This window comes from Streptomyces sp. NPDC051662, assembly GCF_040681655.1.
Taxonomy (GTDB): Bacteria; Actinomycetota; Actinomycetes; order Streptomycetales; family Streptomycetaceae; genus Streptomyces.
On sequence record NZ_JBFAZD010000001.1, the window covers coordinates 558,081 to 579,432 of the forward strand.

Consider the following 21,352-nt stretch of genomic DNA (forward strand, 5'->3'; position numbering starts at 1 on the left):
ACCGAGGCCCGGGCCCCCGGTCCGCGTCGCTGCCCCGGCTCCCCGCGCCTATCGTGAAAGACACGGCGAAAGACACGGCGAAGGACACAGCAAACACAGCATCGGCGACGTCGAGGCGAGACAGACGTGACGGAACCGGAGATCGACTACAGAGCGGTGTTCCAGGCCCTTCCCGGGGCGGTGGTGCTGCTGACCCCGCAGCTGCTCTACCTGGACGTCAACGAAGAGTTCCTGCGGCAGATGGGCCGCACCCGCGAGCAGGCCGCCGTCGGCCGCTATATCGGGGACGATTTCGCCCACAGTCCGAACGACCCCGGCGCCGCCGTGGTGGGTAACGTCGTGGCCTCACTGCGCCGGGTGGCGGAGACAGGTGAGCGCGAGACCATGGAGCTTCAGCGCTACGACAGGGAGGACCCCGAGCGGCCCGGAACGCGGTACGAGCGGTACTTCAGCATGATCAACACGCCCGTGTTCGGCCCGGACGGACGGATGGCGCTGCTGATGCACCGGGTGGAGGACGTCACCGAACTCATCCGCGCCCGCGAGGTGGCGCTGAGTCTGCAAGAGGCGATGCTGCCCACTCTCCGCTGCCTCGGGAACCACCCGTCGGCCGCACGCTACCGGCCCGCCGTCGACACGCTGGAGGTGTGCGGTGACTGGTACGACCTGGTCGACCTGGACGGTGACCGCGGCGCGGTCGCCGTCGGCGATGTCGTCGGCCACGGTCTGCCCGCCGCCCAGGTCATGGGGCAACTGCGCAGCGCGCTCAGCGCCGCCTCCCGCACCACCGAAGGACCCGCCAGGGCCCTGGAAGTCCTCGGGCTCTACGCCCGCTCCGTCGAGGGCGCCGAGAACACCACCGCGGCCACCGCGTTCATCGACTGGGACACCCGCACCATCACCTACAGCAGCGCCGGCCACCCTCCGCCGGCGCTCCTGCGCGGGGACGGCACCGTCGAGTTCCTGGACCGGGCCACCGACCCCCCGCTGGGCGCCCGCCCCGAACCCGCTCCCCGCCCCCAGGCCACCGCGTCCTTCAGCGAGGGCTCCGTCCTCGTGCTGTACACCGACGGCCTGATCGAGCGCCGCCGCGAGGACATCGACATCGGCCTCGCCCGGCTCGCCCGCTCCCTGGCCCGCCATCGGGCGGCCGACCCCGAAACCCTCGCGGACGCCCTGCTGGCCGACCTGCTCCCGCCGGACGGCGTCACCGACGACACCGCGCTGGTCATCGTGCGCCTATGACCGCGCTGGTCCTTGCTCGATGACCGGGCGCCTCGCCCGGGGTGTCCTTCTCCGTCCCGACTCGGGTTCCATGTACCAACTCGGGTTCCATCGGCCGTGATCGGCGCGGAACGGAGCGGAACCGGGAGGAATGAGAAACTCCCCCGCGGTCACCGCGTTTCCGTTTCCGCGGATCAGCGGCCGATGGGAACCCTGAGCCGGACCCGGTGTCGCTGGACGAGCCGGCGAGCGGCCACAAGCCGCCGCCGAACGTCTGATCTTCCGGGCGGGATGGCCGGGCCGGCCCGCACCGGGCCGGCCCCTCCACCACATCCACATCGTTTCCTGAGGCCGGGGTCAGGTCCTTGCCGGCCGGACAGGACCTAGGCGAGTCCCGCCACGAGGTCGGCGACCGACTTGCGGCGGCCCGTGAAGAACGGGACCTCTTCCCGGACATGCATCCGGGCCTCGGAGCCGCGCAGATGGCGCATCAGGTCGACGATCCGGTAGAGCTCGTCGGCCTCGAAGGCCAGCACCCACTCGTAGTCGCCGAGCGAGAACGAGGCAACCGTGTTGGCCCGCACATCGGGGTAGCCGCGGGCCATCTTCCCGTGGTCGGCCAGCATCCTGCGGCGGTCCTCGTCGGGCAGCAGATACCAGTCGTAGGACCGTACGAAGGGGTAGACGCTCACATAGTCGCGGGGCGTCTCGTCGGCCAGGAAGGCCGGTACGTGCGACTTGTTGAACTCGGCGGGGCGATGCAGCGCCATGTTCGACCAGACCGGCTCCAGCCGCCGTCCGAACCGGGTGCGCCGGAAGCGGTTGTACGCGTCCTGGAGTTCGTCCGCGGTCTCCGCGTGCCACCAGATCATGACGTCGGCGTCCGCGCGCAGCCCTGACACGTCGTAGGTGCCGCGTACGGTGACGTCCTTGGCGCCGAGCTGGTCGAACAGCTCCTGGACCTCGTCCGCGAAGCCGGTCCGGTCCTCGGGCAGCACATCGCGCAGCTTGAAGACGGACCACAGCGTGTAGCGGATGACCTCGTTGAGGTCCTTGGCCTTCTTGCCCGCGTTCGGGGTCTTCTCTGGTGCAGCAGTCATGGGGCTATTCTCCCGCGCCCCGCCCCGTGCCCCGCGCCAGGGTCGACGTGGCGATGATCTCGTCGGCGGCGCGCCGGGCGGACGCGACGCACGCCGGGATACCGACGCCGTCGTACGCGGCGCCGCACAGCCGCAGCCCCGGGAGCTTGGCGACGGCCTCACGGACCCGGGTGATCCTGGCCTGGTGGCCGACGGGGTACTGCGGCAGACCGCCGATCCAGCGGGTGACTTCCGTGGCCACCGGCTTCGCGCTGAGCCCGACCGCGTCGCCGAGGTCGCGCAGCGAGGCACCGACGAGTTCGGCGTCCTCGCGCTCCAGTTGCTCCTCCTCGCCGTACCGCCCGATGGAGGTACGGAGGACGAAGAGACCGGGCGCGGCGTCCGCGACCCACGCCCACTTCCGGGTGGAGAAGGTCGACGCCTTGATCGTGCGGCCGTCGACGGGCGGTACGAGGAAGCCGCTGCCCTCGGGCATCGCGCCGAGATCAGCGCGCCGGAACGCCATCGTGACCAGCGCCATCGACGCGTACTCGACCCCGGCGAGTTCGGCGGCGGCTGCCGGGGACTCGTCCGAGAGCAGCGCCGAGGCGGACCAGGCGGGGGTGGCGAGCACCACGCCGTCGGCGGGCAGATCGCCCCGCTCGGTACGGATCAGCCAGCTGTCGGGGGTGCGCCGGAGGCCGAGGACGGGCGTCTCGACAAGGATCTCGCCGCCGCCCGCCCGTACGGCGTCCGCGACCGCGCCGGGCAGGGTGCCCACACCGCCCGCGATGCCCGCGAAGACCGCGCCCGGCGCCGCGCCGGCGCGCTGCCCGGCGGCGGTCGTGGCCTGGAGGTCGCGCACACCCGCCAGCAGGGAGTCATGGGTCCGGGCCAGCTCGAAGAGCTGCGGGACGGCCGCCTTCATGGAGATGCGGTACGCGTCGCCCGCGTAGACCCCGCCGAGCAGCGGTTCCACCAGCCGGTCGACGACCTCGCGGCCGAGCCGCTCGGCGACGTACTCGCCGACCGAGACATCGTCGCCGACCTCGGTGGGCGGCAGTTCGGGTTCGCGGGCGATTCTGGCGAGCCCTTCGTCGGAGAGCAGCCCGGCGAGGGCGGCGGGGTCGCCCGGCACCCCCATCACATGGCCCTTGGGCATGGGGCGCAGCTCCCCGCGCGTCCACACCGACGCGGTGGTGGCGGTGGGCGGCTGGAGCAGTCCGCCGAGCCCGACGGCCTCGGCGAGATCAACGGCCTCGGGCCGCCGGGCGAGCATCGACTCGGCCCCGAGGTCGACGGGGGCGCCCTCGATCTCGCCGGTCCGCAGCTTGCCGCCGAGCCGGTCGGTGGCCTCCAGCAGTGTCACCCGGATCCCGGCGCCCAGCAGCCGGTGCGCGGCGGCGAGACCGGCGATACCGCCCCCGATGACGACGACATGGCCCGTGTGCGTGTCCGCGTGCTGCGCGCTCGACTCCATGCCCCCACTCTCTCAAACCGGTGTGGACGGTCCATAACGAGTCCCGACCGTGACCGCTTCGGGACCGTGGACGAGCATCCGTGCCCGGCTCTCGCGCGTCGAACGGGCATCACACTTTTCTCAACCGTCTCTGGGGGGCCGATATGCGTGCGACGCCGGCGTTCGCGGCAGCACTACTCACCGTCTCACTCGCGCTCGCGGGATGCAGTGCCTCCGATGGCGGTGGCACGACATCGGCGGCGGACAGCGCCGCGAAACCGGTTCAGGAGCGGCAGGCGGACGCGGCGGACACCGCGTCGGGCGCCGGTGCGCCGGCGTCCGGCAGCGAGGGGACGGACGCCGCACAGCGGCCCTCGACGGCCCGTACGCATGTGATCCGCACCGCCGAACTCACCGTGCGCGTCAAGAACACGGAGAAGGCCCTCGCCACGGCCCGGGCCGCGGCCGTGAACTCCGGTGGCCTCGTCGAGAACGAGTCCACCGAGCGGGTCCAAGGCGACCATGTCGGCTCGCGCATCGTGCTGCGGGTGCCGCAGGACGCGTACGACGATGTCCTCGCCGAACTGGCGGGCGCCGGCACGCTGGTGGCGCGCAAGGCCGACGCGAAGGACGTCACCGACCAGGTGGTCGACGTGAACAGCAGGATCGCCTCGCAGCGGGCGAGCGTCGCGCGCGTAAGGGAGTTGATGGACCAGGCGACGACGCTCAGCGAAGTGGTCTCGCTGGAAGCCGAGTTGAGTACGCGTCAGGCGGCTCTGGAGTCGCTGCTCGCCCAGCAGGCGTCGCTCAAGGACCGTACGTCCCTGGCCACCATCACGCTGGAGCTCACCGAGGCTCCGGCCGTCAAGAAGGTGACGAAGAAGGAGGAGGACACCCCCGGGTTCCTGGACGCGCTGGGCGGCGGCTGGGACGCGCTGACCGCGACCGTGCGGTGGATCGGGGTGGTGGTCGGCGCGGTGGCGCCGTTCGCCGCCGTGCTCGCGGTGCTCTATGTGCTGTGGCGGCTGATACGGAGCCGGCTGCCCCGCGGGCCGGAGCCGGTACCCGCGCCCTGGCCCACCCCCGCGCACGCGCCCGGGGACGAGCCCTCGCCGGCCCCCGACATGCCGACCGCCCGGCGGACACCCGAGCACTGATCCCGTGACGCCCGCGTAGCGTTCCCCCTGAGAACACGGGAGTGAGAGGGGCGCGCAATGGCGGCGGAACGCATGGTGGTCATCGGCGGCGACGCGGCGGGCATGTCCGCCGCGTCGCAGGCCCGCAGGCTCAGGGGCCCGGAGGAACTGGAGATCGTCGCGTTCGAGCGCGGCCACTTCACCTCGTACTCCGCGTGCGGCATTCCCTACTGGGTGGGCGGGGACGTCTCCGGGCCCGGTGACCTGATCGCGCGCACCCCCGAGGAGCACCGCGCACGCGCCATCGATCTGCGGATGCGCACGGAGGCCGTGGAGATCGACGTGGCCGGGCAGCGGGTGCGCGTACGTGATCTCTCCGACGGTACGGAGAGCTGGACCGGCTTCGACAAGCTGGTCGTCGCGACGGGCGCCCGCCCGGTGCGCCCGGCGCTGCCCGGGATCGACGCGCCGGGCGTGCACGGCGTACAGACCCTCGACGACGGACAGGCGCTGCTGACCACCCTCGGGGCGACGAAGGGCGGGCGCGCGGTCGTCGTCGGCGCGGGCTATATCGGGGTGGAGATGGCGGAGGCGCTGCTGAAGCGCGGCTATCAGGTCACCGTGGTCCACAACGGGGACCAGCCGATGGCGACGCTCGACCCCGATATGGGCCGGCTGGTCCACGAGGCGATGGACGGGATGGGCATCACCACGGTGGGCGGCACGACGGTCACCGGCGTACGCACCGGCGCGGACGGCCGGGTGCGCGCCGTGGTCACGGACGCCGCCGAGTACCCGGCCGATGTGGTCGTCCTCGGTATCGGTGTGGAGCCGGAGACCACGCTCGCCCGCGCGGCGGGGCTGCCCCTCGGGCCGCACAGCGGGCTGCTCACCGATCTGGCGATGCGGGTGCGCGGCCACGAGAACATCTGGGCGGGCGGGGACTGCGTGGAAGTCCGCGACCTGGTGTCGGGCTCGACCCGGCATATCGCGCTGGGCACTCACGCGAACAAGCACGGCCAGATCATCGGCGCGAACGTCGGCGGCGGCTACGCCGTCTTCCCCGGGGTGGTCGGCACGGCCGTCAGCAAGGTCTGCGATCTGGAGATCGCCAGGACCGGGCTGCGGGAGAAGGACGCTCGCCGGGCGGGCCTCCAGTTCGTCACCGCGACCATCGAGTCCACCAACAGCGCCGGTTACTACCCCGGCGCCGCCTTCATGACGGTGAAGATGCTCGCGGAGCGCCGTACGGGCCGGCTGCTGGGCACGCAGATCGTCGGCCGCGAGGGCGCGGCGAAGCGGGTGGACATCGCGGCGGTGGCGCTGACGGCCGGGATGACGGTGGAGGCGATGACCACCCTGGACCTGGGCTACGCCCCGCCGTTCTCCCCGGTCTGGGACCCGGTGCTGGTCGCCGCGCGCAAGGCGACGACAACGGTACGGACGGCGGGGCTATAGCTCACAAACACTCAGCGGGCGGTCTGGGTGTGGACGTACTCCACGAGCCGGGTCAGCGCGTCCGGGTCCATGGTCGGCAGCACACCATGGCCCAGATTGAAGACATGGCCCTCCAGACCGGCCGCCGCGTCCAGTACCTCGCGGGTCTTGGTCTCCACCGCCGCCGTCGGGGCGAAGAGCACGGCCGGGTCGAGGTTGCCCTGGAGCGCCTTGCCCGGGCCGACCCGGCGGGCCGCCTCGTCCAGCGGGACCCGCCAGTCGACGCCGACGACATCCGCGCCCGCCTCGCCCATCAGACCGAGCAGTTCGCCCGTCCCGACCCCGAAGTGGATGCGCGGGACGTCGTACGGGGCGATGGCGTCGAAGACCTTCGCCGAGGCGGGCAGGACGGAATGGCGGTAGTCGGCCGGGGCCAGGGCGCCCACCCATGAGTCGAAGAGCTGTACGGCGCTCGCGCCCGCCTCGATCTGCACCTTGAGGAAGACGGAGGTGATGTCCGCGAGCCGGTCCAGCAGATCGGCCCACAGCTCCGGGTCGCCGTACATCATCGCCTTGGTGTGCTCGTGGTTGCGGGACGGGCCGCCCTCCACGAGATAGCTGGCGAGCGTGAACGGCGCGCCCGCGAAGCCGATGAGCGGGGTGGCGCCCAGCTCGCCGGTGAGCATGCCGATCGCCTCGGTGACATACGAGACGTCGTCCGGGGTGAGATCGCGCAGCCGGGCGAGATCGGCGCGGGTCCGGATCGGCTCGGCGACGACGGGGCCGATCCCGGGCTTGATGTCGAGGTCGAGGCCGATGGCCTTGAGGGGGACGACGATGTCGCTGAAGTAGATCGCGGCGTCGACCTTGTGGCGTCGTACCGGCTGGAGGGTGATCTCGGTGACCAGCTCGGGACGCATGCAGGACTCCAGCATCGGAATCCCCTCACGGACCTTCAGATACTCCGGCAGCGAGCGCCCCGCCTGTCGCATGAACCAGACCGGTGTGTGCGGCACCGGTTCACGCCTGCACGCCTTCATAAAGGGCGATTCGTACGGCTTCGTCTGCTGGCCCGGGGGGCGGTCAATGGCGCTCACGACCAGAATCTTCGCATGTACGGGGAAGCCGCTGCCCCGGCCCGGGTGTCCTTCCCTGCGCGAGGCGCGCGTTCCGCCTACTCTTCCCCGCATGGCTGCGGCTCAGGGACAGTTTTCCGATCATTCCAACGGCACCGAGGGAACGGGGGGCGCGGAGGGGGATTCCGGTCCGGCCACGTTCCGTTCGGCGGTCGAAGCACTGCGAACGGCGCGGCTGCGTCCCGAGATCGAGGTCGACCCGACACCGCCGCCCAAGCGGCTGGCACCGTACGCGTACGCCCTGGAGGCGGCGGTCGTCGACGGCGACGACGATCTGGCGGACGGCCGGCTCATCCTGCTCCACGACCCGGCCGGACATGACGCCTGGCAGGGCGCGTTCCGGCTGGTGACGCTCGTACGGGCGGAGCTGGAACCGGAGATGGCGGCGGACCCGCTGCTGCCGGAGGTGTGCTGGTCCTGGCTGACCGGCGCGCTGGAGGCGCGCGGACTGTCGTACGGGGAGGCCAGCGGCACGGTCACGCGCGCCGGGTCGCACTACTTCGGCGGTCTCGCCGAACGCAGACCCGCCACCCAGATCGAGATCCGCGCGTCCTGGACTCCGCGCGAGGGCCGGGGCGGGGTGCCCGACACGGCGGCGCATCTGGCGGCCTGGTGCGATCTGCTCTGCCAGATCGCGGGGCTGCCTCCCGCCACGGCGGGCCCGGTCACGGGTGCGGCGGACCCGGGCGCCGGAGCGGGTGTGGTGTCACTGCCCCAGCGGCGCGGGCCGCAGGTGTCCTGACCGCCCTCACCGCGCCGCCCCGGGCGGGGGGCGCGGGGGCCGGCCATGGGGGGAGTCGTGGGGGCGCGGCGCGGAATGATCGATCACCCGTCCGAATTGCCCGAATTGTTACTCACCAAATCGTGATCTTTCTCTAAAGGCGGGCGGGATTGCTGCCGAAGAGGTCAATGACCCTTCAAGCACGGATCGCCCCGGCTTCATCCCCAGAGCCGGCCCCGTCCCGCACCTTCCCAGGAGGCCTGGTGTCCGTTCTCCTAGAGCAGCCCGCAAGCCTGGTCGCCTACCGCCCGAACAAGCCGACGGCCATGGTCGTCGTGGCCGACCCACGCGTCCGCTCCACCGTCACCCGCCACTTGTGGGCCCTTGGAGTACGTGACGTCATCGAGGCGTCGTCCATCGCGGAGGCCCGCCCCCGCGTCGGTAACCCGCGCGACATCTGCGTTGCCGACGTCCATCTGCCCGACGGTTCCGGGCTGACCCTGCTGTCCGAGACCCGAGCCGCGGGCTGGCCCAACGGCCTGGCCCTCTCCGCCGCCGATGACATCGGCGCGGTGCGCAACGCCCTCGCGGGCGGCGTCAAGGGCTATGTCGTCACCGGTACCCGTACGAACATCGGCCACCCGGGCCGTCCCGGCGCCGCCCCCATCGGCGCCGGCCAGCGGATGCACCGCCGCCCTCCGGGGGCCCCGAGCCACCCGGGCGGTTACCGGGAGCTCTCCGGCCGTGAGGTCGAGGTGCTCAGGCTGGTCGCCGAAGGCCAGTCCAACAAGGCCATCGGTGTCTCGATGGGCCTGTCCGCACTCACCGTCAAGAGCCATCTCGCCCGGATCGCGCGCAAGCTCGGCACGGGCGACCGGGCGGGGATGGTCGCCGTGGCCCTCCGTACCGGAATCATCCACTGACCACTTCTCGCCCCCACCGCCCGTCGACGGAACGTTCCGTCGACGGGCGCCTTCCGTTCACGGATACCCTTGACAGGTGACCGACGCCCAAGAGACCGCAGCAGAGCCAGCACTGCGAACCACCGGGGGCCAGGGGCGGCAGCCGCTCATGTCGCTGCCCCCGGACGACGTCGAATCGGCGCCGATCCCCTTGCTGGAGCCCCGCGAGGGCATTCCGCCGGTAGTCGCCAGCGATGAGGCGCTCGCCGAGGTGATCGCGGCCTTCGCCGCGGGCACCGGCCCCGTGGCCGTCGACGCCGAGCGGGCGTCCGGTTACCGGTACGGTCAGCGCGCCTATCTCGTCCAGCTGCGCCGCGAGGGCGCGGGCACGGCGCTGATCGATCCCGTCGGCTGCCCCGATCTCTCCGGTCTCGGCGAGGCGCTCGCCGGGACCGAGTGGATCCTGCACGCGGCGACCCAGGATCTCCCCTGCCTGCGCGAAATAGGCATGACGCCCACCCGGCTGTTCGACACGGAACTGGCAGGCCGGCTGGCGGGCTTTCCCCGGGTCGGCCTCGGCGCGATGGTCGAGAACGTCCTCGGCTACGCCCTGGAGAAGGGCCACTCCGCCGTCGACTGGTCGACCCGTCCGCTCCCCGAGCCGTGGCTGCGCTACGCCGCGCTCGATGTGGAGCTGCTCGTCGATCTGCGGGACGCGCTGGAGAAGGAGCTGGACCGCCAGTCCAAGCTGGACTGGGCGCACCAGGAGTTCGACGCGATCGCCTCGGCCCCGCCGCCGCCCCCGCGCAAGGACCCGTGGCGCCGTACGTCGGGGATGCACAAGGTGCGCCGCCGCCGCCAGATGGCGGTCGTACGGGAGCTGTGGACCACCCGCGACCGCGTCGCGCAGCGGCGTGATGTCTCCCCCGGCAAGGTGCTGAGCGACGCCGCGATCATCGAGGCGGCGCTGGCGCTGCCGGTGAACGTACACGCGCTGACCGCGCTGACCGGTTTCGGCCACCGGATGGGACGCCGGCAGCTGGAGCAGTGGCAGGCGGCGGTCGACCGGGCCAGGGCGCTGCCCGACGCGGAGCTGCCCCAGCCGGGGCAGCAGGTGGCGGGGCCGCCGCCGCCGCGCTCCTGGGCGGACAAGGACCCGGAGGCCGCGGCCCGGCTGTCGGCCGCCCGCGCGGCGGTCTCGGAGCTGGCCGAGCGGCTGAACATGCCGCAGGAGAACCTGATCACGCCGGACACGGTGCGCCGGGTGTGCTGGGAGCCGCCGCACGAGCCGACGGTGGAGAAGGTCGCGGACGCGCTCGCGGGGCATGGGGCGCGCGCCTGGCAGGTCGAGCAGGTGGCGCCGCTGCTGACGCGCGCGCTGTCGGTGCCGGACTGACCGGCCGTGTCGTCCTGACCGACGGTGCACCTCGCGTTCCGGCGAGGTGTGGGCTGTCGGCCGGTGATCCGTTGCGGCCCGGCCAGGTGTGTGGGACGCCGCCACGTCCCGGGTGTCGTCTTTCCGGAGGCGAACCGAGCCCCAAAAAGGGGAGGGGGACTGGGCAGCGTGGTTACCCGCAAGTAGCATAGAAGTGGAAGCGCGTCCCAAGCGCGCCCCGCAGTGCCACCCCGCACCCTGGAGGAGAGCCATCGTGCCTCGTACCGTCAGGGATGTCGTCTTCGTCGACGGCGTCCGCACCCCGTTCGGCAAGGCGGGCCCGAAGGGCATGTACCACGAGACCCGCGCCGACGATCTCGTCGTGAAGGCGATCCGGGAGCTGCTGCGCCGCAACCCGGACCTCGACCCGGCCCGGATCGACGAGGTCGCCATCGCCGCCACCACTCAGATCGGTGACCAGGGCCTCACGCTCGGCCGTACCGCGGGGATCCTCGCGGGGCTGCCGCAGTCCGTGCCCGGCTACTCGATCGACCGGATGTGCGCGGGCGCGCTGACCGCGGTGACCAGCACCGCGGGCTCCATCGCGTTCGGCGCGTACGACATCGTCGTGGCCGGCGGTGTCGAGCACATGGGCCGCCACCCCATGGGCGAGGGTGTCGACCCGAACCCGCGCTTCGTCTCCGAGAAGCTCGTGGACGACTCCGCGCTCTTCATGGGGATGACCGCGGAGAATCTGCACGACCGCTTCCCGCAGCTGACGAAGGCGCGCGCCGACGAGTACGCGGTGCGCTCGCAGGAGAAGGCCGCCAAGGCGTACGCCGACGGCACGATCCAGCAGGACCTGGTGCCGATCTCCATCCGGCGCACCAACCCCGAGGTGGGCGAGACCGGCTGGGGGCTCGCCATCGCCGACGAGCCGATGCGCCCGGGGACGACGCTGGAGATGCTGGCCGGGCTCAAGACCCCGTTCCGGCCGCACGGCCGGGTCACCGCGGGCAACGCGGCGGGGCTCAACGACGGCGCCACCGCCTCGCTGATCGCCGCGGAGGACTTCGCGCGCGAGCAGGGCCTTCCGGTCAGGATGCGGCTGGTCTCGTACGCCTTCGCGGGCGTCGAGCCGGAGGTCATGGGGTACGGTCCGATCCCCTCGACGGAGAAGGCGCTCGCCAAGGCGGGTCTTTCGATCTCCGACATCGGTCTGTTCGAGATCAACGAGGCCTTCGCCGTGCAGGTGCTGGCCTTCCTGGACCACTACGGCATCGCGGACGACGACGAGCGCGTCAACCAGTACGGCGGCGCCATCGCGTTCGGCCACCCGCTGGCCTCCTCCGGTGTCCGGCTGATGACCCAGCTCGCGCGGCAGTTCGAGTCGCACCCGCAGGTCCGCTACGGGCTGACCACCATGTGCGTCGGCTTCGGCATGGGCGCGTCGGTCATCTGGGAGAACCCGCACTTCGACGGAGGCACCAAGTGAGCACCAGCACCGCCGAACTCCTGAAGGGCGCGGCCGAACTGTTCCCCGGCGAGGTCGTCACGCAGGCGCACGTACGCCATCTCGATCTCCCCGCGGGCGCCGGGCGGTTCGCGCTCATCACGCTGGACAACGGCCTGGACCACACCAAGCCGACCACCTTCGGACCGCAGTCGCTGGCGAACCTCAACGCCGCGATCGACCAGGTCGAGAAGGAAGCGGCCGACGGTACGGTCGTCGGCGTCGGGATCACCGGCAAGCCGTTCATCTTCGCGGTCGGCGCCGACCTCAAGGGCGTGGAGCTGCTGAAGCGCCACGAGGACGCGCTCGCGATCGGCAAGGGCGGCCACGAGGTCTTCAAGCGGCTCGCCACGCTGGCCGTGCCGACCTTCGCGTACTACAACGGCGCGGCGATGGGCGGCGGTGTCGAGGTCGGTCTGCACTGCCAGTACCGCACGGTCTCGGCCGCGCTGCCCGCGTTCTCGCTGCCCGAGGTGTTCCTCGGTCTCGTCCCCGGCTGGGGCGGCTGCACGCTGCTGCCGAACCTGATCGGCGCGGACCGCGCGGTCTCGGTCGCCATCGAGAACTCGCTCAACCAGAACAAGCAGCTCAAGGGCGCCCAGGTGCGTGAACTGGGCATCGCCGACGCGATCTTCGAGGGCGCCGACTTCCTGGAGCGGTCGCTGAGCTGGACCGCGTCCGTGCTGACGGGCGAACTGACCGTCGAACGACCCGAGGTGGACCGCGGTGAGGCCTGGGACCGCGCGGTGGAGCGCGGCAGGCAGATCGCCGACTCCAAGGTGCATGGCGCGGCCCCGGCGGCTTACCGCGCGCTGGACATCATCGCCGCCGCCAAGGACGGTGACCTCCAGGCCGGCTTCGACGCCGAGGACCGGGCCCTCGCGGATCTGATCATGGGCGGCGAACTGCGCTCCGGCATCTACGCGTTCAACCTGGTGCAGCGGCGCGCGAAGCGGCCGGCCGGGGCCCCGGACAAGGCGCTGGCGCGCCCGGTCACCAAGGTCGGCGTCGTCGGCGCGGGTCTGATGGCCTCGCAGCTGGCGCTGCTCTTCCTGCGCCGTCTCGAAGTACCGGTCGTCCTCACGGACATCGACCAGGAGCGGGTCGACAAGGGCGTCGGCTATGTCCATGGCGAGATCGACAAGCTGCTGCTGAAGTCCCGTATCAACCAGGACAAGGCCAACCGTCTCAAGGGCCTGGTCTCGGGTGTGCTGGACAAGGCCGAGGGCTTCTCGGACGCGGACTTCATCATCGAGGCCGTCTTCGAGGAGATGGGCGTCAAGCAGAAGGTGTTCGCGGAGGTCGAGGCGGTCGCCCCGGCACACGCGATCCTCGCCACCAACACCTCGTCGCTGTCGGTCTCCGAGATGGCGTCGAAGCTGAAGAACCCCGAGCGGGTCGTCGGGTTCCACTTCTTCAACCCGGTCGCGATCCTCCCGCTGCTGGAGATCGTGCGCGGGGAGCGGACCGATGACGCCGCGCTGGCCACGGCGTTCGGGGTGGCGAAGAAGCTGAAGAAGAGCGCGGTACTGGTGAAGGACGCCCCGGCGTTCGTCGTCAACCGCATCCTCACCCGCTTCATGGGCGAGATCCAGAACGTCATCGACGAGGGCACTCCGGTGGCGGTGGCGGAGCGCGCGGTCGAGCCGCTGGGGCTGCCGATGTCCCCGCTGGTGCTGCTCGAACTGGTCGGGCCCGCCATCGGTCTGCATGTCTCGGAGACCCTGCACGGCGCGTTCCCGGACCGCTTCACGGTCTCCGCGAACCTCGCGGCGGTCGTCAAGGCGGGCAAGCGCGGCTTCTATGTCCACGACTCCGGAAGGCCGGAGCTGGACCCGGAGGTGGCCGCGCTTCTCCAGCAGGGTGATGTCGTCCTCACCGAGGAGCAGACGCGCGAGCGGGTGCTGGACGCGGTGGCCCAGGAGATCGGTCTGATGCTGGACGAGGGCGTCGTGGCCGAGGCCCAGGACATCGACCTCTGTCTGCTCACGGGCGCGGGCTGGCCCTTCCATCTGGGCGGCATCACTCCGTACCTGGACAGGGAGGGTGTCTCGGAGCGGGTGAACGGCAAGCGGTTCCTGGCGCCTGGCGTGGCGAGCGTTCCCGCGTAGGCTCCCGGGCGTACGGCGTACGGCGAACGGCGAACGGGCCGGTACGGAAGGCGACTTCCGTACCGGCCCGGTCCGTTGTGACAGCTGTGTGTGCCAATGGGACGTGGCGCGGGTACCTCGCTCAGATCCGGGTCCACGCCTCCAGCGCCAGGCCCGGCTCCGCCTTCTGACGGGCCGTCCGCAGGGCGCCGTCCTCGCCGATCACCGCCAGGGTCACCCGCCCCCGGCCGTCCAGCGCCAGCGCGGGGGCGCCGGAGCAGCGCTCCCCGGTCGGGGTCCAGTGGAGGCCCGCCGCCTCGTTCTCCGTCGGGTAGGCGGCGATGTGCGGGCGGCCGTCGGCGCCGCGCTGGGCCAGGATCGTGCAGTCATGGCCGTCCACGGGGGTACGCAGCAGGGCGAGCGGGCCCGTGCCGGGACCGCCCAGCCGCGCGGGTCGCGTCCCGGGGCGCCAGGCGCGGACGGTGCCGTCGCCCGCGTCGCGCCAGAAGTGGGTGAGCCGTCCGCCCCCGGTGGGGCAGGCGGTGATGGTGCCGGGCTCGACTCCGCCTTCCGGTTCGTCCTCGGCGCGCTCCAGCTTCGCGTCGGGTTTCGGGCGCAGCCAGCGGACCACGGTGTCCCCGGCCGGGACGAGGACGTCGATCAGTCCGTGGTCGGTGACGGCGGCGGCCGTCTCGCCGGTCAGCGCCGTGTCCTCGGCGTTGGCACCGCCCCAGGGCTGCCAGCGGCCGGTGGGCGACTGGTGCTTGGCCGAGAGTCCGCCGTTCGCGTTGCGGAGGAACAGGTGCACCGAGCCGGTGGCGTCCAGGACCGCGGAGGGCAGGCCGATGTCCACGGCTTTCTCACGGTCCTTCCCGTGCGGGTTCCCCAGCGACTGCCAGTCCCGCAGCGGGCGGCCCGTCTGGTACTGGACGGCGTGGACGAGATCGGTGTCGGCGGGTCCGTCGGCGCGCGGGCGTTTCCGTACGCCCACCAGATGGACGAAGCCCTCGGCGCTGCGCGCGACCGACAGATACGGCAGCAGGCCCCGGGCGGCCAGCGGCTCGGGCCCCGACCAGTCGGGGCCGCCTGGGCGGGTCTCCGTCCAGCGCAGCACTCCGTCGGCGGTCGGCGCGTACGCCGTGAGCCTGCCGTCCTTGCCACGCAGCAGCCAGCCGGTGGTCGCGGGGAGGGCGTCGTCCATGAGGGGCGCGGGCGGCGTACGGAGTGGCCTCGTGCCCTGGTCGGGGGCCCGGCTCGCGCTCTCCCCCGACCGCTTCGACGTCCGTCCGGACCGCGGTGTCATGGCCCACTGCCACCTTCCCGAGCGCGGAAAACCCAGAGCTCGATACTAACCAGGGGCGGCGGCGGAGGCTCCGGGAGGCCGTACGTGCCGGCACTGTGCGAGGCTGCGGCTGTGCTGATGCGGTTGATCGTCGACGCGGCGAATGTGGTCGGATCCGTTCCCGACGGGTGGTGGCGCGATCGGCGCGGTGCCACCGAGCGGCTGCGTGACTCCCTGGTGCCGTACGCCGCGCGAGGAGCGGCGGGGCATCCGGGGCCCGTTGAGGTCGTGCTCGTCGTCGAGGGCGCCGCGCGGGGCGTGGAGTCCGTACCGGGGGTACGGGTGGAGTCGGCGGCCGGTGGCGGGGACGAGCTCATCGTGGAGCTGGCCGCGCGGGCGGCGGCGGACGGCGCGGGCTGTGTCGTCATCACGGCCGACCGTGAACTGCGCCGGCGGGTGGCGGCGCACGGGGCGGAGTGCGCCGGGCCCAGGACCGTACGCCGGGCAGCGGAGGGACGGCCACCGGAGGATCAGCCACCGGCCCCCGGCATGACTCCTGACCCGGCCCCGGACCAGACCGGGGACCGGACGGAGGACCGGAGCACGGACGCGCCTGCGGACGGGCCCCCGGACGGTCCGTCGGGCGGTCCGTCGGGCGGCTCGCCTGGCGCGGGTACGTAGAGCACCGCTCCGTCGACCGTCCCCGGCAGTGGTTCGTAGTGCCGGGCGAGCAGCCCGCGCAGTGTGGGCAGCCGGTCGGGGGCGAAGGGCTTGCCGCGTGAGTCGTCGACGACCAGTGCGGGCGGGTTCGCGCTCAGCTCGTCGACGAGGACTGTCCAGGTGCCCGCCATCGCGTACTTCTCGCCGACCCGGGGCCCGTCCCGGCCGCCGCTGTAGTTGGTCAGCAGACCGGCCGTCAGATAGCGGCTGGCCGGGGCGCGGTCGGCGAGCCAGTACACCTCCGGGTGTATCCCCCAGACCAGGACCCGGTCCGTGGGCGCTGTACGGGCCCGTACGGCGTCCGCGAGACGCTGGGCGTGCGCGAGTTCCGGCCGGGGCGCCAGGATGCCCCAGGTGAGGAACAGCGCGCAGGCGCAGGCCGAGGGGAGCAGCGCGGAGGCGAGCCGGTCGCGGGGCAGCAGTCGCAGCGCGGCGGTCGCCAGGAGCACCAGTGGCGGCAGCAGTTGCAGGAAGTAGTGGCCGAAGAAGTGGAAGCCGAGCAGGACGGCGGCGGCGGAGGCGGCGAGCCACACCCAGAGGTCGGCGCCCGGTCCGCGGCTGGCGCCGCGGGTGCGCAGGGCGCGGACGACGGGTGGCAGCAGCCCCACGCAGGCGAGACAGAGCAGCGAGGTGTTCGCCAAGGCCCGGGAGAGCACATGGAGTTCGGAGCCGGTCAGGGTGGCGTACGCGCCCGATCCGGTCACCGCCCAGAAGAGGAAGCCGGACGGGGTGGTGAGCAGGGCCACCGCGAGTACGGGCAGCACGAGCCCGGCGGCGAGCCGCCCGAGGGCGCCCCGGACGAGGGGGGCGGGAGTGGTGCGCGAGGTGTTCCAGAGCAGCCACAGGACCGGGGCGAGGACGGCGCCGCCCGTCTGCTTGGTCAGCAGCGCCCCGGCGACGGCGAGCCCGGCGGCGCCCCAGCGGCCCCGGCCCGCGCACCATACCGCCGCGACGGTGAACGGCAGTATGAAGACCTCGAAGGTGGCCGACTGGGTGTCCTCGGGGTTGAGTCCGATGGAGACCAGCGGGTGGAGGACGCCGGCGGTACGGCCCGCGCGGTCGCCCCAGCGCTCCCGCGCGACGGCGGCGAGCAGCGCGGCGGTGGTCAGTTGGGCGAGGACGGCGAGCGCCTTCACGGCGTACAGGGACTGGTCGCCGAAGAGCGCGAAGGCCGATTCGTAGAGCCAGGGCAGCAGCGGCGGCTTCCGGTCGACGACGGTGTCGTACAGCGCTCCCCCGGCGGCCAGTATCCGTGCCTGGACGGCGAGATAGCCCTCGTCGGGGCTCCACAGGGGCGGTCGGAAGGAGGGCAGCCGGGTGACGAGTGTCAGCAGCGCGAGAACGGGAAGCAGCCGCCGCCAGTAGCCGGCGGTGGGGCGGACCGGCGGCCGGGCGGGGGCCGGTACGGGGTGCGGGGCGGAACGTCGCGGTGGCGTGACGTACCGGAGGGCGGGCGGCTCGACGACCATGCGCGGCACAGTAACCGGCCCCGCGGTCCGTGCCGGAGCAGGACATACGGGGCCGGGCCGCGTGGCGGACCTCCGCGCGGGGTGACGGACCGTCAGCGGGACAGCCCGAGGCGGCTGTGCGCGCGTCCGTACACGACGTACACGACCACGCCGACGCACATCCAGATGCCGAAGCGGAGCCAGGTCTCGGCGGGCAGGTTGAGCATCAGCCAGAAGGAGGCGAGCACGGACGCGATCGGCAGATACGGCACCAGCGGGGTGCGGAACGAGCGCGGCAGGTCGGGGCGCCGTTCACGCAGGATGATGACGCCGACCGCGACCACGACGAAGGCGAACAGCGTGCCGATGTTGACCAGTTCGGCCAGTTCCTCGATGGACGTGAAGCCGGCGACGATCGCGACGATCACCCCGAGCAGGACGGTGGAGCGGTACGGCGTGCCGAACCGGTGGTGGACATGGGAGAAGGTACGCGGCAGCAGTCCGTCGCGGCTCATCGCGAAGAACACCCGGGTCTGGCCGAGCAGCAGGATCATGCAGACCGAGGTGAGTCCGACGGCCGCCCCGAAGCTGATCAGCCCGGCCCAGAAGGGATGTCCGACCGATTTGAAGGCGTCGGCGAGCGGGGCGTCCACCGTCAGCTCGCTGTAATGCTGCATTCCGGTGACGACGAGCGAGACGGCGACATAGAGCACGGTGCAGATGAAGAGGGAGCCGAGGATGCCGCGGGGTACGTCGCGCTGCGGGTTGACGGTCTCCTCGGCGGCGGTCGCGACGATGTCGAAGCCGATGAAGGCGAAGAAGACGACGGCCGCGGCGGTGAAGATGCCGAGGATTCCGAAGTTGGTGGGGGTGTAGCCGGCCATCAGCTGGATGAGCGGGGCCCTGAGCCCGCCGCCGCCGCCGCTCGCCTCGGACGGCGGGATGAACGGCTGGTAGTTGGCGCCGTTGATGAAGAACGCTCCGACGATGATCACGAGCAGCACGACGGTGACCTTGACGCCGACGATGACGCTGGTGACGCGTGAGGAGAGCTTGACACCGACGACGAGGACGCAGGTCAGGGCGAGGACGAGCAGGAACGCGAGCAGATCGAAGCCGAACTTCCCGTTCTGCGTGCCGGAGAGGAAGTCCGGCAGACTCGCTCCGGCGTTGCCCAGCAGCGAGCGCACATAGCCGGACCAGCCGACGGCGACGACCGCGCAGCCCAGCGCCAGTTCCAGGACGAGGTCCCAGCCGATGATCCAGGCGGGCAGTTCGCCGAGCGAGGCGTACGAGAAGGTGTACGCGGATCCGGCGACCGGCACCGTCGAGGCGAACTCGGCGTAGCAGAGGGCGGCCAGCGCGCAGACGATCCCGGCGACGACGAAGGCGATGGCGGTGGCGGGGCCCGCCGTCTGTCTGGCCACCACACCGGTGAGGACGAAGATGCCGGTACCGATGATCACACCGACGCCGAAGACCGTCAGATCGAGCGCGGAGAGGGACTTTCTGAGCGCGAACTCGGGGTCCTCGGTGTCACGGATCGACTGCTCGACATCCTTGGTGCGGAATAAACCGTTTCGGGCCGGTCCCGAGTCCTGCTGCGTACTCACCGGCGTACCTCCGTGTGCGCGTTCATCCGGCCATGATCGAGAGGTGTGCCATCTCCGGACACCCGATATGGACGGATTTCACACGGATGGGCCGATTGGACCACCCTTACAGGGCGGCCCCACCGGCCCATCGGTACCGCGCGCCAGGGCCTGCCCGGCGCATCCGGCTCTCAAGGAGGATCAGTCGCGGGCGGCCTCGGTGGGCGAGTCCACCAGCCGGCCGTCCAGCTTCGCGACCAGGCCGGTGACCTGGCGTGCGATGTCCGGCGCGGTCAGCCCGATCTCGGCCATGACCTCCTTGCGGGAGGCATGGTCGAGGAAGCGCGGCGGAATGCCGAAGTCCCGCAGCGGTACGTCGACCCCGGCGTCGCGCAGCGCCTGGGCGACCGCCGAACCGACGCCGCCGACCCGGCTGTTGTCCTCGACGGTGACGACCACGCGGTGCTGCTCGGCGAGCGGGGCGAGCGTCTCGTCGACCGGCTTGACCCAGCGCGGGTCGACAACCGTGGTCGTGATGCCCTGTTTGTCGAGAAGGTCGGCGATGTCCAGGCACATCGGGGCGAGCGCGCCGACGGAGACCAGCAGGACGTCCGCCGTACCCTCCTCGGTCCTGCGCAGCACGTCCATCCCGCCGACCCGGCCGACGGCGGCGACCGCCGGGCCGACCGCGCCCTTGGAGTAACGGACCACGGTCGGGGCGTTCTCCACCGCCACGGCCTCGCGCAGCTGGGCGCGGACCTGGTCGGCGTCGCGCGGAGCGGCGATCCGCAGCCCCGGCACGCACTGGAGCATCGACAGATCCCACATGCCGTTGTGCGAAGCGCCGTCGGTGCCGGTGATCCCGGCCCGGTCCAGGACGAACGTCACACCACAGCGGTGCAGGGCGACATCCATCAGCAGCTGGTCGAAGGCGCGGTTGAGGAAGGTCGCGTAGAGGGCGAACACCGGGTGCACACCGCCGGTGGCCAGACCCGCGGCGGAGACCGCGCCGTGCTGCTCCGCGATCCCGACGTCGTATACCCGGTCGGGGAAGGCCTTCGCGAACTTCTCCAGACCGACCGGCTGGAGCATGGCCGCCGTGATGGCGACGATGTCCTCGCGCTCATGGCCGAGCTTGACCATCTCCTCGCCGAACACGGAGGTCCAGTCCATGCCGGCGGCGGCGATGGGCAGTCCGGTGTCGGGGTGGATGGGGCCGATGCCGTGGAAGTGGTCGGCCTCGTCCTGCTCGGCGGGCTTGTAGCCGCGGCCCTTCTCGGTGATGCAGTGCACGATGACCGGGCCGCCGAAGCGCTTGGCGCGCTGGAGCGCGGACTCCAGGGCCTCAATGTCATGGCCGTCGATCGGGCCCACGTACTTCAGTCCGAGGTCCTCGAACATACCCTGGGGTGCGATGAAGTCCTTCAGGCCCTTCTTGGCGCCGTGCAGGGTGTCGTAGAGGGGCCTGCCGACGACCGGTGTGCGGTCCAGGATCTCCTTGCCGCGGGCCAGGAAGCGTTCATAGCCGTCGGTGATCCGCAGGGTCGCGAGATGGTTCGCGAGGCCGCCGATGGTCGGCGCGTACGAACGCTCGTTGTCATTGACGACGATGACGAGCGGACGGTCCTTGGCGGCGGCGATGTTGTTCAGCGCCTCCCAGGCCATACCACCGGTCAGCGCGCCGTCACCGATCACCGCGACCACATGGTCGTCCTTCTTCAGGACCTCGTTGGCCTTGGCGAGACCGTCGGCCCAGCCGAGCACGGTGGAGGCGTGGGAGTTCTCGATGATGTCGTGGTCGGACTCGGCACGGGACGGATAACCGGAGAGTCCGTTCCTGCTCCTGAGCTTCGAGAAGTCCTGACGGCCGGTGAGCAGCTTGTGGACGTACGACTGGTGCCCCGTGTCGAAGAGGACCTTGTCCTTGGGGGAGTCGTACACACGGTGCAGGGCGATGGTCAGCTCGACGACACCGAGATTGGGACCGAGGTGGCCGCCGGTCTTGGAGACCGCGTCCACGAGGAAGGACCGGATCTCTCCGGCCAGCTGCTTCAGCTGCTCCGGGCCGAGCCGGTCCAGATCGCGCGGTCCCCTGATGCGGGTCAGCAACGCCACCCGTGCCTCCTTGGGTATGAGCTGTCGAGCATGCCGATCTGGCGAGTCTAATGTTCCACTCGCGCGAGTGGTCGGCGGGCGGTGCGTTCTACGTCACCCGATCGACGGTATGTACGTCATATC

Annotated in this window: 15 protein-coding genes and 1 pseudogene; 9 read left to right on the forward strand and 7 right to left on the reverse strand. The window is 71.6% G+C overall.

Annotated elements, in window-relative coordinates:
• The first annotated feature begins 126 nt into the window (after positions 1 to 126).
• A complete protein-coding gene (locus tag AB0M67_RS02415) occupies positions 127 to 1,245 on the forward strand; it encodes a SpoIIE family protein phosphatase (protein ID WP_365741709.1) in 1,119 nt (372 codons plus the stop codon).
• A 362-nt stretch (positions 1,246 to 1,607) separates the two neighbouring features.
• Here the strand turns inward: AB0M67_RS02415 and hemQ are convergent, their stop codons facing one another.
• Together hemQ and hemG are read right to left on the reverse strand one after the other, a co-directional pair.
• Positions 1,608 to 2,324: a hydrogen peroxide-dependent heme synthase gene (hemQ, locus tag AB0M67_RS02420; RefSeq protein ID WP_351409086.1), complete on the reverse strand. Its 717-nt coding sequence runs from the start codon at positions 2,322 to 2,324 to the stop codon at positions 1,608 to 1,610.
• A 4-nt stretch (positions 2,325 to 2,328) separates the two neighbouring features.
• Positions 2,329 to 3,783, reverse strand: a complete 1,455-nt coding sequence (hemG, locus tag AB0M67_RS02425; RefSeq protein WP_365741712.1) for a protoporphyrinogen oxidase — start codon at positions 3,781 to 3,783, stop codon at positions 2,329 to 2,331.
• 143 nt (positions 3,784 to 3,926) lie between these two features.
• Here hemG and AB0M67_RS02430 point away from each other — a divergent pair, with 143 nt between their 5' ends.
• Entirely contained in the window at positions 3,927 to 4,919 is a 993-nt protein-coding gene (locus AB0M67_RS02430) for a DUF4349 domain-containing protein (protein ID WP_365741714.1), read from the forward strand.
• 57 nt (positions 4,920 to 4,976) lie between these two features.
• A complete protein-coding gene (locus tag AB0M67_RS02435; protein WP_365741715.1) occupies positions 4,977 to 6,356 on the forward strand; it encodes an FAD-dependent oxidoreductase in 1,380 nt (459 codons plus the stop codon).
• Positions 6,357 to 6,367: 11 nt separating this feature from the next.
• Here the strand turns inward: AB0M67_RS02435 and hemE are convergent, their stop codons facing one another.
• A complete protein-coding gene (hemE, locus tag AB0M67_RS02440) occupies positions 6,368 to 7,375 on the reverse strand; it encodes a uroporphyrinogen decarboxylase (RefSeq protein WP_365741855.1) in 1,008 nt (335 codons plus the stop codon).
• A gap of 148 nt (positions 7,376 to 7,523) precedes the next feature.
• Between hemE and AB0M67_RS02445 the strand changes: the two genes are divergently transcribed.
• The 5 genes from AB0M67_RS02445 to AB0M67_RS02465 all read left to right on the forward strand — a co-directional run bounded on the left by AB0M67_RS02445 (position 7,524) and on the right by AB0M67_RS02465 (position 14,093).
• Positions 7,524 to 8,213: a DUF3000 domain-containing protein gene (locus AB0M67_RS02445; RefSeq protein ID WP_365741717.1), complete on the forward strand. Its 690-nt coding sequence runs from the start codon at positions 7,524 to 7,526 to the stop codon at positions 8,211 to 8,213.
• A gap of 242 nt (positions 8,214 to 8,455) precedes the next feature.
• Positions 8,456 to 9,115: a response regulator transcription factor gene (locus AB0M67_RS02450; RefSeq protein WP_030350743.1), complete on the forward strand. Its 660-nt coding sequence runs from the start codon at positions 8,456 to 8,458 to the stop codon at positions 9,113 to 9,115.
• Between the two features lie 76 nt (positions 9,116 to 9,191).
• Positions 9,192 to 10,490 (forward strand): ribonuclease D, encoded by a 1,299-nt coding sequence (locus AB0M67_RS02455; RefSeq protein WP_365741718.1) that lies wholly within the window; start codon positions 9,192 to 9,194, stop codon positions 10,488 to 10,490.
• Between the two features lie 253 nt (positions 10,491 to 10,743).
• A complete protein-coding gene (locus AB0M67_RS02460; RefSeq protein ID WP_365741720.1) occupies positions 10,744 to 11,964 on the forward strand; it encodes an acetyl-CoA C-acyltransferase in 1,221 nt (406 codons plus the stop codon).
• A complete protein-coding gene (locus AB0M67_RS02465) occupies positions 11,961 to 14,093 on the forward strand; it encodes a 3-hydroxyacyl-CoA dehydrogenase NAD-binding domain-containing protein (protein WP_365741723.1) in 2,133 nt (710 codons plus the stop codon). Before AB0M67_RS02460 ends, AB0M67_RS02465 begins: the two co-directional genes overlap by 4 nt.
• Positions 14,094 to 14,214: 121 nt before the next feature.
• Here AB0M67_RS02465 and AB0M67_RS02470 read toward each other — a convergent pair whose 3' ends face one another.
• The gene (locus tag AB0M67_RS02470) at positions 14,215 to 15,375 is read right to left on the reverse strand and encodes a hypothetical protein (RefSeq protein ID WP_365741725.1); all 1,161 of its coding nucleotides are present in this window, start codon (positions 15,373 to 15,375) and stop codon (positions 14,215 to 14,217) included.
• Between the two features lie 117 nt (positions 15,376 to 15,492).
• Here AB0M67_RS02470 and AB0M67_RS02475 point away from each other — a divergent pair.
• A pseudogene (locus AB0M67_RS02475) lies at positions 15,493 to 15,855 on the forward strand (NTP pyrophosphohydrolase); the annotation flags it as partial.
• A 29-nt stretch (positions 15,856 to 15,884) separates the two neighbouring features.
• On the opposite strand, the gene AB0M67_RS02480 reads toward AB0M67_RS02475, so the two are convergent.
• The 3 genes from AB0M67_RS02480 to dxs all read right to left on the reverse strand — a co-directional run bounded on the left by AB0M67_RS02480 (position 15,885) and on the right by dxs (position 21,229).
• Positions 15,885 to 17,543 carry a glycosyltransferase family 39 protein gene (locus AB0M67_RS02480; RefSeq protein ID WP_365741727.1) on the reverse strand — a complete coding sequence of 553 codons (1,659 nt, stop codon included), beginning with the start codon at positions 17,541 to 17,543 and terminating at the stop codon, positions 15,885 to 15,887.
• A 92-nt stretch (positions 17,544 to 17,635) separates the two neighbouring features.
• The gene (locus AB0M67_RS02485) at positions 17,636 to 19,135 is read right to left on the reverse strand and encodes an amino acid permease (RefSeq protein WP_365741729.1); all 1,500 of its coding nucleotides are present in this window, start codon (positions 19,133 to 19,135) and stop codon (positions 17,636 to 17,638) included.
• A 180-nt stretch (positions 19,136 to 19,315) separates the two neighbouring features.
• Complete coding sequence (gene dxs / locus AB0M67_RS02490; protein ID WP_365741731.1) at positions 19,316 to 21,229, reverse strand: 1-deoxy-D-xylulose-5-phosphate synthase; 1,914 nt, start codon at positions 21,227 to 21,229, stop codon at positions 19,316 to 19,318.
• Positions 21,230 to 21,352 lie beyond the last annotated feature (123 nt).